10 protein-coding genes are annotated in these 11,033 nt (G+C 60.1%); 5 read left to right on the plus strand and 5 right to left on the minus strand.

Features of this window, described 5'->3' with window-relative positions; translation table 11 throughout:
* Positions 1 to 90 precede the first annotated feature (90 nt).
* On the plus strand, positions 91 to 591 hold the full coding sequence (locus HMPREF9465_RS13735; protein WP_005435615.1) for a hypothetical protein: 501 nt from the start codon (positions 91 to 93) through the stop codon (positions 589 to 591).
* Positions 584 to 1,123, plus strand: a complete 540-nt coding sequence (locus HMPREF9465_RS13740) for a hypothetical protein (protein ID WP_005435617.1) — start codon at positions 584 to 586, stop codon at positions 1,121 to 1,123. The genes HMPREF9465_RS13735 and HMPREF9465_RS13740 overlap by 8 nt, the downstream gene beginning before the upstream one ends.
* 445 nt (positions 1,124 to 1,568) lie before the next feature.
* Here the strand turns inward: HMPREF9465_RS13740 and HMPREF9465_RS07460 are convergent, their stop codons facing one another.
* On the minus strand, positions 1,569 to 2,633 hold the full coding sequence (locus HMPREF9465_RS07460) for an IS110 family transposase (protein WP_005435619.1): 1,065 nt from the start codon (positions 2,631 to 2,633) through the stop codon (positions 1,569 to 1,571).
* A gap of 328 nt (positions 2,634 to 2,961) precedes the next feature.
* Between HMPREF9465_RS07460 and HMPREF9465_RS07465 the strand changes: the two genes are divergently transcribed.
* The 3 genes from HMPREF9465_RS07465 to HMPREF9465_RS07475 are packed head-to-tail and all read left to right on the plus strand — an operon-like array spanning position 2,962 to position 6,468.
* Positions 2,962 to 3,291, plus strand: coding sequence for an ATP-dependent Clp protease adaptor ClpS (locus HMPREF9465_RS07465; RefSeq protein WP_005435621.1), 330 nt, complete (start codon positions 2,962 to 2,964; stop codon positions 3,289 to 3,291).
* A 16-nt stretch (positions 3,292 to 3,307) separates the two neighbouring features.
* The gene (locus HMPREF9465_RS07470) at positions 3,308 to 5,959 is read left to right on the plus strand and encodes an AAA family ATPase (RefSeq protein ID WP_005435623.1); all 2,652 of its coding nucleotides are present in this window, start codon (positions 3,308 to 3,310) and stop codon (positions 5,957 to 5,959) included.
* Positions 5,959 to 6,468 (plus strand): DUF2199 domain-containing protein, encoded by a 510-nt coding sequence (locus tag HMPREF9465_RS07475; protein ID WP_005435625.1) that lies wholly within the window; start codon positions 5,959 to 5,961, stop codon positions 6,466 to 6,468. Before HMPREF9465_RS07470 ends, HMPREF9465_RS07475 begins: the two co-directional genes overlap by 1 nt.
* A gap of 66 nt (positions 6,469 to 6,534) precedes the next feature.
* On the opposite strand, the gene dut is transcribed toward HMPREF9465_RS07475, so the two are convergent.
* The 4 genes from dut to lspA form a co-directional block, all read right to left on the minus strand.
* Positions 6,535 to 6,981: a dUTP diphosphatase gene (dut, locus tag HMPREF9465_RS07480; RefSeq protein ID WP_005435627.1), complete on the minus strand. Its 447-nt coding sequence runs from the start codon at positions 6,979 to 6,981 to the stop codon at positions 6,535 to 6,537.
* Positions 6,971 to 8,191, minus strand: a complete 1,221-nt coding sequence (coaBC, locus tag HMPREF9465_RS07485; RefSeq protein ID WP_005435630.1) for a bifunctional phosphopantothenoylcysteine decarboxylase/phosphopantothenate--cysteine ligase CoaBC — start codon at positions 8,189 to 8,191, stop codon at positions 6,971 to 6,973. The genes dut and coaBC overlap by 11 nt, the downstream gene beginning before the upstream one ends.
* 87 nt (positions 8,192 to 8,278) lie before the next feature.
* Positions 8,279 to 10,315 (minus strand): cation:proton antiporter, encoded by a 2,037-nt coding sequence (locus tag HMPREF9465_RS07490; RefSeq protein WP_005435631.1) that lies wholly within the window; start codon positions 10,313 to 10,315, stop codon positions 8,279 to 8,281.
* Positions 10,316 to 10,523: 208 nt separating this feature from the next.
* Positions 10,524 to 11,018 (minus strand): signal peptidase II, encoded by a 495-nt coding sequence (gene lspA / locus HMPREF9465_RS07495; protein ID WP_005435632.1) that lies wholly within the window; start codon positions 11,016 to 11,018, stop codon positions 10,524 to 10,526.
* Positions 11,019 to 11,033: the final 15 nt, after the last annotated feature.

Consider the following 11,033-nt stretch of genomic DNA (forward strand, 5'->3'; position numbering starts at 1 on the left):
TTTGCATGACAGAACCCGTGCGCCGCAATCCTCTCATTTCAATGGGAGGTAAGGCGCACAAAGTTTTCGAACGTGAAGTAACATTGCCTTATGCATACCACCACCCCTTCCTACATTGTCGAACTTCCGCTTCGTGTGAACGATCAGCAGAATCGTTTTCTCGAAAAGGCGTTTGAGTTCGGACGCACGCTCTACAATGCGACGCTCGGGACAGCTCTCGGACGTTTGCAGCGCATGCGTGAAACGCAGGAGTGGCGGGTGGCACGGGACATGCCCAAGGGGAAAGCACGCACGAAAGCGTTCAGTGCTGTTCACAAAGCCTTTGGACTAACCGAGTTCGGCCTTACGATCATTGCGAATAATCATCGCAAGGCGAGCGGTCGAAAAGACATTGGGGCTCATGAAGCGCAAAGCATTGGTAAAGCGGTCTGGAGGGCTCTCCAGCGTCACATGTTCCGGAAAGCCGGCAGACCTCGCTTCAAAACCTTTTGGCGTGGACTCAATTCCATCGAAGGCACGAACAATCAGGAAATCATGTACAAGCTTTCAACGCTGCTTCGGACGGTCGACAAACCGGAGGGGAATGGGTAAGTTTGTGGAGCATCTCAAACGCAAGGCTGAAAGCGCCGGCTGCGAGGTGATCGAACTCAATGCCTATAAGCTGAAGATGTCGCAGTACGATCCGCAAACGGATGCGTACCGTAAGAAGCCGTTGAAGGAAAGGTGGCACCGCTGGGGAAACACCGGCACGCTCGTGCAGCGAGACGCCATGAGTGCGTTTCTGGCGTGCCATGCCACTGAAAAAGGACACGACCGAGCCCTTCTCCTGGAGAAGTGGACGACTGCGGAAGCACTGTTGAGCGGCAGCGGTCTGTGTCGTCATGAACCTTGTAGCGACCCTGAAGTATCGAAAGACGCTTCGGGGCTCACAAAGCCGAATTGCGGTAGCAAGGCGGAACGGGAATACATGGTCAGCTCCCCGTTTGCAAGTGTTCGGGGCATTTTTTGGGGTACAACTCCCCCTGGAGGGCGCGCCCATGCGCGTCCTCCATCCAATACGTGGCGAAGCCACACCACTAAATTTGTAAAGTCAGATTACGGAATCGAGAAGGCTTTCATATGACAAGCAGCTGCCTGCCCGGGTTTGGTTCCCCATTCTCTTCGTGAGCGCAGCGCCCGGTAAGTCGCTCGAAAGGCCTCGTCGACTTGCGCACAACAAGCTTTCAGCAGACTCTATTTCCTTCCTTTTTGAGCGCGCACTGCGCGCCTGTAACTCATTCAGACTTCTACCAGAAGAAACCTGCTGCAACTCATTCGAAGTTGAAGAAAGGGCTTCACTGAAATACATCCGCGGTCAGGAGGTATTCATTCCTAAACCTCCGCCGACATAGTGAGATTCGGGGCAATAGAGGTGCTTTATTAAGAGGGCGTGATTAACGCTAACTACGCGATATCACATTACCGTTCACAGCATCACTCTATTGCGTTGAGCACGATTCGTCACTAGTAGTTGCCTTCGTAGTCCTTGGCGGGAATTGGCCGATGATCGCTCTGTGCGATATGCACCTTTAACAGCTTAGTACAGATGTGTAATCGACCTTGTCTTTCATCAGACGATAAATGATTCGAGCTAACTTGGCTGCGATGGCGCAGACAATGACGCCATGTTTCTTTCCGCTGTCTCGCATTTTTCGCACCCAGTCACCGAAATTCCCCTTCCACTTTTCCGCGTACATGAGGACGAGTTGCGCGCACTGCACGAGATTGGAACGAAGCCTCTTGGGCCCACATTTGGTGATGTGGTTGAGCCTGCTGTTGCCGCCGGTGCTGTTCTGCTTTGGTACAAGCCCAAGGGAGGCCGCAAACTGCCTGCTATTCTTGAAGCGCCCGAAGTCGACGCCAACATGAACCAGCAGTCCTACTGCCGTCTGAGGTCCAACGCAGGGAACCGTCATGATGCGCTTAGCATTGGCATCAGTTGCAGCCACCTGTTCCAGCCGCCTCTGGGCTTCCTCCTCTTGCTGAAGAAGATTGAGCCAAATCTCACGCCTGCGCTTAAACGAAGCCATCACGTCCTCAGGAATAAGCTCGGCATGCTTTTCAAGATGCGCCACCATGCGAGTCTTAATGAACTTCGAAGATTTTCGGACGGGACATCCGAACTCTTCGAGTCCCGCGTGGATCTGATTGCCTGCTTGAATGCGCAACTCCTGAAGGCTCTTATACTCGTTCTGCAGAAACTGCAGGGACTGCTGCTGTTGACTTTTAATGTAGACGTACGTGGTACCTGGTACGAAGTAAAGCTTGGCGATATAGGCGGCGTCACGCAGGTCATTCTTATGATTGATATTGCGAAGTGCCTTTACGTCGGCCCCTTTAACAAGGCGCACCTCATGACCGAGATCAGCGATACTCCGAGCATGGAACATGCTGCCCTTGCATGCCTCCATCAGGACAACAGCCTGAGGCAGATTGGACAGAATCTCCCGAAGCTTTGCATAGGAGCATCCATCCAGCCTTAAGCAAATTTTTCCGTTCTCATCGTAGCCGATGACATCGCAGTGATCTTTCGCGAGGTCAACGCCGATGACTTTCACGATTTTGCTTTTAGTCGAATTTTGTGTAGTATTCATGTCGAAGCACTCCTCTTGTCGTATGAGTATCAAGACTCAATGGCACTTTGATGCCGGTGTACTCGCATGGGCCCCGAGCCCGCTAGCGAGAGAAAAGAGAGAGTGCTTCTTTTTTTGCCCGTTTGTCAAGTTCTGCATGGATGGTCTCCGGTGTTCGATGCCCCTTGGGAGCTGACCATCTAATTAAGAGGTCTGCCGCGCACACTTTGTACGGACGGTGACGTTCAGGCGGCTTTGCCCCCTGAAAGAGCTGTCTGACGGTCAAAGTGAATACTCTGTCTTCAGACAGGGGAGCTTCAACGGATCACACGACACTGGGAAGGCAGCTATGACTGTGGATTCTTCCTGCGGCACGGCCGCGGAAAAGGAAAGGGGCGAGGAAAGGTCGCCCGATCGCTGGATGGTGGTTTTTCTGAACGACGACTACACGCCCTTTGACTGGGTGATCGACGTACTCATCCGAATTTTCGAGCGCACGCCGGTCGACGCCATGACGGTCACGCGAAGCGTGCATCAGCAGGGCAGGGGCATCGCAGGCGTCTATCCGCGCGTCAAGGCCCTTCGCCTTGTCGCCAAATGCATGAGCGAGGCCCGCAGAGACGGCTATCCCTTCACCTGCATTGCCGTGCCCGCCGAGGGCGGCGGCCTTTCCCTCTGACTGTCCGGAGCTGCTTATGACGGAATATCGTTTTCAGGACGCCGTGGAGGAGATCGTCAGATCCACGCTCTTCTGCGCGCAGGAAGCCAGCGATGACTGGGTTCCGCTTCTTTTCCTTGCCTTCCTGTGCAGGCATCAGGCGACGCAGGACGCGCTCTCGCAGGCCGGGTTTGATGTCGAGCGCTTTGAGCAGGCCAATCAGGCGTGGCTCTCCAAGGCTGAAGACGTCTGTCGCAAGGTGGAGTCGTGCGAGGCCATGACGCTTGCGGACCTGCCGGAATTCGATGCAATCGAGGATGCCGGCGTCGTTTCGTGGCTTGCCAATGCAGGCATCCACGTGATGAGCGCGGGGCGCCGCGATCGCGTCGTCGACGTCTATGACATTCTCATCGCCATCAAGACGGTGATGTCGGCAGGGTCCGTCATTTCCCAGGCTTGGGATCAGGCGGGGGTTACGCTTGCCGAGCTTCGCAGGCGTGATGCCGTGCTTCACGGTCCTCAGGGCTTCTATACGCTGACGCCGCCTGCGACCACAGGCTTCATGGCGGATTTTCTCGATGACTTCTTGTTTGGAGGTCCCGACGAGGAGGCCAGGAATGAAGAGGTGGAAGAGGGTGAAGAAGGAGAGGGCGCAGCGACGGCCGGAACGGAGTCTTGGGGCGAGGTCGTTGCCGACGGACGCGGCGGGAAGGTCGTGCGCATCAATCTCAATGATGGTGACGAGGTTCCGGAGGCTCTTAAGAAGATGATCCTCCGTCTAGCCGACCGGGTTGCCGGGAGCGATTCTGGAGACGAGCCTGAGAATCAGGCTGAGGCGGTGGAGACGGACAAGCCCCGGGCGAAGGGCCTGAGCCGAGAGGAAAAGTACCTGCAGGGGTGCACGCGCGATTTGAGCGCGGCAGCGGCAGGAGGGGAGCTTGATCCTCTCATCGGACGCGACGCCGAGGTGCTGCGCATCTGCGAAATCCTCTGTTGCAGGCGCAAGAACAAGCCGCTGATCCTCGGTGAGACGGGCGCGGGCAAGACGGCGTTGGTCGAAGGGCTTGCGCTTCGCATCCATGAGGGCCGCGTGCCTGCGGCGCTCAGGGGGCTCCGCATCTTTGCGCTCAACGCCTCCTCCATGTCGAGCCGCTACAAGGGCGCATTCGCCGAAAAGCTTTCGGAAATCGTCTCCGTCATCAAGAAGGTGCCGGGAGCCGTGCTCTTCATCGACAACCTGCATATGCTGATCAACGGCACCGACGGCAACTCGCAGGAGGAGTACAACGCGCTCGGTCATCTGGCGGGCGACGATTCGCTGCGCCTCATCACGACGTCCACTTTCCGCGCCTGGCGCCAGACCTTCAGCAAGGACGATCTGCTCACGCGTCGTCTGCAGACGGTGGAGCTCGCGCCTGTCTCCAGAGATGAGGCTCTGCGCATCGTGACGGGCGTGCTTCCGAAGTTCGAGCAGTACCACGGCGTGCATTACGCGCCCGAGGTTGCAGAAAGGGCCGTGGCGCTGGCCGATCGCTGGATTACGGACAGGCCCTTCCCCGACAAGGCGCTCGATCTGGTGGATGAGCTTGGCGGCGCAGCCCGCATGAACAGGGAGGCGGGGAATGAGACGCCCATCGAGGTCGGCGTGCAGAAGCTCCCCGAGCTCGTCGCGCGCATGGCCCGCATTCCGGCCGAGCAGATTTCCGAGAGCGAGCACGGTGAGCTCGCCGCGCTCGACAAGGTCATTCGAAGTGCTGTGTTCGGTCAGGACGAGGCGATCGACAGAATCGTTTCGGCGATCCGCGTCTCCCGTTCGGGGCTCGGCAATCCCGAGCGTCCCGTGGGCTCCTTCCTCTTCACGGGGCCGACGGGCGTCGGCAAGACCGAGGTGGCCCGCAGGCTTGCGGGAGCGCTCGGCGTACAGCTTCTTCGTTTCGACATGTCCGAGTACGCGGAATCGCATACGATCAGCCGTCTCATCGGCTCGCCTCCAGGCTATGTCGGACACGGCGAGGGCGGGCTTCTCACCGAGCAGGTGACGAAGCATCCCTACAGCGTCGTGCTGCTCGATGAAATGGAAAAGGCGCACCCGTCGCTCTTCAACCTGATGCTGCAGGTCATGGACCACGGCAAGCTCACCGACGCCTCCGGCCGCGAGGCGGATTTCCGAAACGTGGTGCTCATCATGACCAGCAATGTGGGCGCCCGAGAGATGGAGCGCAACACCATCGGGTTCGGCGGAAGCAGGACGGGAGATGACGGCGCGGCCATCAGGAAGGCCTTCACGCCCGAGTTCCGCAATCGACTCGACGCCGTGGTGCGCTTCGCGCCGCTTTCGGTGGATTCCATTGCGTCCGTCGTGGACAAGTTCCTTGCCGAGCTTTCCGATCAGCTCAGAGCCAGAGGTGTCGAGCCCGTCTATTCGGAGGACTTCCGCGCCTGGCTGGCCAGAAACGGTTACGACCCGCACATGGGGGCGCGTCCGATGCGCCGCCTGATTGCCGACAAGGTCCGCCGTCCGCTGGCCGAAGAGCTGCTGTTCGGCCGCCTGGCGGGTGGTGGAAAGGTCGTCTTCGACATCCGAACCGATGCGGGCGGTGAGGAAGTGGTGTTTGAAATCCCTGCTGCCGACTACAATGACCAGAAGCCGTCCCGTTTGTCGGAGGACGGTCCTGAAGGAGAAGCCTGATGACTGAAATCAACGAGCTCTGCCGCGACATTCAGATGAAGCTTCCGGACGAGATCTGGATGCTGGATTCGCTCGAACGCTACCGCCGCGGCGCCGTCCATACCGATGACTTTGCCAGAATGGACGGTCGCACCTATCTTTTCGGCGTGGTTGAGGTTCCGCTCGCCTACGAAGACGATGCGAGCTTCACATGGGGCTGCTGGATTGAGGTCGACCGTTCTCTGCACGACGCATATCTCGAGGCTTTCCAGAGTCCTGCCGCCGACCGCCTGACGGGCGATGGGAGGCTTGCCAACGACATCCCGGGGTATGAGGATGCTGCAGGCGCCCGCGTTGAAGTGATGTTCTCGTCCGAACGCCGCCCTGTCTTTGTCGTGGACGCGGGCAACTCTCTCGGGCGGGACCAGAGGAGCGGTCTTTCGCTTGAGGATCATCAGGCGCTCGACGACATCCTTTTCGGCGACGATGAGGATGAGGACGACGAACAGGACTGGAACGAGCGCGACTGATGTTTGTTTGAGATCACTGAAATGAAACAGGCTTCCGTGTGGAAGCCTGTTTCATTTGGAGAGAGGTCAGCCCCTGCCCGTGGATCCGAAGCCGCCTTCGCCGCGTTCGCTTTCGTCGAACTCATCGACCACGCGGAAGTCCGCCTGCATGACGGGCACGATCATGAGCTGAGCGAGGCGTTCGAAGGGTTCGAGCGTGAAGGGTGCCTGACCGCGGTTCCAGGTCGAGATCATCAGCTCGCCCTGATAGTCGCTGTCGATGAGACCAACGAGATTGCCGAGCACGATGCCTTTTTTGTGACCGAGCCCCGAGCGTGGGAGGATCAGGGCGGCATAGCCGGGATCTCCGATGTGGATGGCGAGGCCTGTGCGCACCAGCACGGTTTCACCGGGATTGATGACGAGAGGCTCGTCAAGAAGGGCACGGAGGTCGAGGCCTGCGCTGCCGGGCGTGGCGTAGGCGGGCATGCGTTCGCGCATGCGTTCGTCGAGGATTTTGACGTCAATCTGCATGGTTCTGAATGAGTGAGGTTTGAGAATTGAGCATGGAGGCGATGCGGCTGACGATTTTCAGTGCAACCTCCCGCTTGGAGGCAGGCCCGAAGGCTTCGGCGCTCTCTGGCGTTACAAGGAGCACGCAGTTGTCGGGGCTTCCGATGGCTGTGCGTGCAAGGTTGCCCACGATCAGGTCCGCGTGTTTTGAGATGCACTTGCCTCTGGCATAGGCCTCGAGGTTTTCAGCCTCGGCAGCAAAGCCGACCTTGAGCTTTACGTCGCTGCGCGTCCCGACAGTTCTGAGAATGTCGGGGTTTTCTTCAAAGCGAAGCTCAGGGGGGCGGCCGTCCGTTTTCTTCATTTTTCCGCTGACGGCGGTGGCGATGCGCCAGTCGGCCACGGCGGCGACGCCGATGAAGACGTCCGCGCCGTTTGCCTTGAGGGCTTCTTCGACGGAGGCGAGCATTTCCGCGGCCGTCGTGACGTCAACACGCTTGACGCCGAAGGGCGTCGGAAGGTGAACGGGACCCGAGACAAGCGTCACGTCGGCGCCCGCATCACGGGAGGCGCGGGCGATTTCGTATCCCTGAAGTCCGGAACTTTTGTTGGTGATGCCCCGAACGTCGTCGATGGGCTCGAAGGTGGGCCCCGCCGTGATGACGACGCGTCTTCCGCTGAGGCTTTTGGGTGCAAGCAGTCCGGGGAGCAGGTCAAGGACTTCCGAAGGCTCAACCATGCGTCCTGCACCGACGTCGCCGCAGGCCTGAAAGCCGCAGGCGGGGCCCGCAAACAGGGCGCCGTCCCTTCGGAGCTGCTCGACGTTGCGCAGATTCGCGGGATTCTCCCACATGAAGCGGTTCATGGCGGGCACGAACAGGACGGGCTGGCGTCTGGCGGCGATCATGGTGGAGACGAGGTCATCTGCGATGCCGTGAGCGGCCTTGGCGATGATGTTCGCCGTAGCGGGCATCACGATGAGGAGGTCGTTCGAGCGGTTGAGCTCGATGTGCGGCATGGAGCCCTGAGGACCCGGCGCCCATTCCGTGAGGGCGACGGGATGGCCCGTCAGCGCCTCGAAAGTGATGGGGCCGACGAAGGCGGCGGCATGCTCCGTCATGGCGACGTGTACGTCGATGCCGGCCTTTTTCAGACCGCGCACGAGTTCGCAGCACTTGTAGGCGGCAATCCCGCCCGTTACGGCCAGCGTGACGCTTCGCAGTGTCGTCATGAGAATCTCCATAAGAAAAGGCGCGGCCTTCACGGATGGTGAAGGCCGCGCCCGTTCATTTTAGCGGAAGCGACAGGGAGCAATCAGTCATTGCTTGCGACGCAGGAAGCTGAAGATGCCGGGACGATCCTTCGTTTCGCCTGCTGCCTTCTCTTCCGTCGGCACGGCGGTTTCGGCTCCCGATCCTTCGGAGAGGGAAACGGATTCGACTGCTTCGGCGGAGGGAGCGGAAGAGGCTTGAAGCTCAATGGAGGCATCGGAGGGTGCTGCGGGCGCAACGCCTGTAGTCTCGGACTGAGGTACGGAGACGGAAGCCTGTTCGGGAGCGGCGGTTTCATCCCTGTCCTTGTCTTCGGTGTTCTCGGTTCGTTCCTCCTCACGGGCCGTCGCCTCGGCGAGCTTCGTGTTGATGATGGTGCCGATGGGAGCGTTTTCGGCGAAGGCGGTGTTCACGTCGACGGAGATCTTTTCGGCGGCGCTTTCATAGCTGCTCACGAAGCGAACGCCGTCGATGCCGGGCACGTCGGTCCAGATGCCGGGATCGGGAGCCACGATCGTGATGGGCGTGTCACCCTTGACAGCTCGGGCGGCTTCGGCGATGCGCAGCGAAGTGGTCGAGTTGTCGAGGATCATCAGCATGCCGGCGTTCTTGAGATGCGCAGCGACCATGGCCTGCGGATCGGCGGGGTTGCCGACGATGACCGTGACGTCGAGCTTGTCGAGTTCGGTGGCGAGGTCATGATCCTGAACGATGGCGACGACGGCCGCGCCTGCCTTGTGAAGCTCGGTGGCGAGCGGCGGCAACAGGCGGCTCTTGCCCGTGATGACGATCTGGTTGTGAAGCTTTTCGGCGGGCGTTTCGTTGGAGACGCGTTCGAAGGGTGCTTCACGCAGCGCGGCGGCGCGCGCCCAGGCCCAACGGGAGGTCAGCTCTCTGCCGATGGCGGGGATGAAGCTGAAGACGACGGGGTTGAGTGCGATCGACAGAATGGCGGCGCCCACGATCAGATTGACCGTGTAGTCGGTCGCCAGGCCGAGGCCCTTGGCCTGACCGACGAGAATGAACGAAAATTCGCCGATCTGTGCGAGTGAGGCGGCGACCGTGATGGCCGTGTGCAGCGGGTAGCGCAGCACGTAGACGAGGCCGAAGGCGGCGAGACCCTTGCCGAGCATGATGATGAGCAGCACGGTGAGGACGGAGAGCGGGGCCTCGATGATGATGTGCCAGTCAAAGAGCATGCCCACGCCGACGAAGAAGAGCACGGAGAAGGCGTCCTGGAGCGGGAGCGATTCGGTGGCCGCCCTGTGGGCGAATTTCGACTCGCGCATCACCATGCCTGCGAAGAAGGCGCCGAGGGCGAAGCTCACGTTGAAGATGGCGGAGGCGCCGTAGGCGATGCCAACGGCTGCGGCAAGCACGAAGAGCGTGAAGAGCTCGCGGGAGCCCGTGCGGGCAACCTGAGCCATGATCCACGGGAGGACGCGGCGGCCGACGAGCATCATCACGGCGATGAAGGCGATGACGTTGCCGATCGTGATGGCGATCTGGATCGCAATGTCCTTACCCGTAATGCCTGGCGCGGCGTCGGAGCCGAGAAGGCCGGCGAGCGGCGGCAGAAGCACGAGGATAAGCACGGTGGCGACGTCCTCGACGACGAGCCAGCCGACGGCGATCTGGCCGTCCATGCTCTGCAGGATTCCTCTCACTTCAAGCGCCTTGAGAAGCACGACCGTCGATGCACACGAGAGGCACATGCCGAGCACGAGTGCATCCCCCCAGTGCCAGTCCCAGATGAAGTGCGCGACGAGGCCGCCGAGCAGGGTGGCGATGAACATCTGCAGCACGGCCCCGGGCACGGCGATGCCCTTGACGTTCATCAGGTCTCGAACGGAGAAGTGGAGGCCGACGCCGAACATCAGCAGCATGACGCCGATTTCGGAGAGCTGCTGGGCAAGGGCCGCGTCGGCGAAGACGCCCGGCGTGTACTTGCCCGCAGCAATGCCTGCCAGAAGGTAGCCGACGAGCGGAGGTGCCTTGAAGAGGCGCTCGGCCAGAAAGCCGAAGACGAGCGCCAGACTGAAGGCGATGACGAGTGTTGAAATGAGGGGAAGGGAGTGTTCCATAGGAGGCGTTGACGCGTGTACGGGTGGCGGGGCAGGAACGGGATATTCAAGCCGTGTGATTGTACTTTGAGCGCCGTTTCAATGGGGGTGAAAAAGCTGAAAAAACTTGTGCGGGATGCGTTTTCGGGAGGTGAAAGGTAAAAGGAAAGGGACTGGAATCCGTTTGGTTTCCAGTCCCTCATTGAGGAGCGGTGATGCCCGAAATGACTTATCTGCGTCCGCTTCTCAGTTCGTCGATGATCAGGAAGAAGGCGCCGCCGCAGATGGCGACGTCCGCGACGTTGAAGGCGGGCCAGTGCCAGCCCTGCCAGTAGAAGTCGAGAAAGTCGACGACGTAGCCGTAGACGGTGCGGTCGATCATGTTCCCGAGCGCACCTGCCGCGATGAGCGTGAGCGAGAGGCTCAGCAGCTTGCGGTGGCTGTTGCGCACGAGAAGCACGATCATCGCGACGATGACGGCGGCGGCGAGGGCCGCGAACGCCCAGCGCTGCCAGCCGCCCGCATCGGCCAGGAACGAAAAGGCCGCGCCCGTGTTGTGCGCCAGGACCAGATTGAATCCCGTGCACACGGGCAGGACCTCGCCGAGCGAGAAGTTCTGCTCGAACCAGATCTTCGTCGCCTGATCAATGCCGAGGACGAAGAGTCCGAGGCAGAGCCAGGCGGCGAACTTCGCGGGGGTCGGGCGGGCGGAGGCGTCCGTCATGAGGGCTTCCTCAGG

Origin of the sequence: Sutterella wadsworthensis 2_1_59BFAA (genome assembly GCF_000297775.1) — a bacterium.
In the GTDB taxonomy this organism is placed as follows: domain Bacteria; phylum Pseudomonadota; class Gammaproteobacteria; order Burkholderiales; family Burkholderiaceae_F; genus Sutterella; species Sutterella wadsworthensis_A.

Excerpts from the sequence above, each read along its gene's own strand:
- HMPREF9465_RS13735 (WP_005435615.1), top strand. The coding sequence starts at position 91 with ATGCATACCACCACCCCTTCCTACATTGTCGAACTTCCGCTTCGTGTG.
- HMPREF9465_RS07470 (WP_005435623.1), top strand. The coding sequence starts at position 3,308 with ATGACGGAATATCGTTTTCAGGACGCCGTGGAGGAGATCGTCAGATCC.
- HMPREF9465_RS07490 (WP_005435631.1), bottom strand. The coding sequence starts at position 10,315 with ATGGAACACTCCCTTCCCCTCATTTCAACACTCGTCATCGCCTTCAGT.
- coaBC (WP_005435630.1), bottom strand. The coding sequence starts at position 8,191 with ATGACGACACTGCGAAGCGTCACGCTGGCCGTAACGGGCGGGATTGCC.
- HMPREF9465_RS07475 (WP_005435625.1), top strand. The coding sequence starts at position 5,959 with ATGACTGAAATCAACGAGCTCTGCCGCGACATTCAGATGAAGCTTCCG.
- HMPREF9465_RS07465 (WP_005435621.1), top strand. The coding sequence starts at position 2,962 with ATGACTGTGGATTCTTCCTGCGGCACGGCCGCGGAAAAGGAAAGGGGC.
- HMPREF9465_RS13740 (WP_005435617.1), top strand. The coding sequence starts at position 584 with ATGGGTAAGTTTGTGGAGCATCTCAAACGCAAGGCTGAAAGCGCCGGC.
- HMPREF9465_RS07460 (WP_005435619.1), bottom strand. The coding sequence starts at position 2,633 with ATGAATACTACACAAAATTCGACTAAAAGCAAAATCGTGAAAGTCATC.
- dut (WP_005435627.1), bottom strand. The coding sequence starts at position 6,981 with ATGCAGATTGACGTCAAAATCCTCGACGAACGCATGCGCGAACGCATG.
- lspA (WP_005435632.1), bottom strand. The coding sequence starts at position 11,018 with ATGACGGACGCCTCCGCCCGCCCGACCCCCGCGAAGTTCGCCGCCTGG.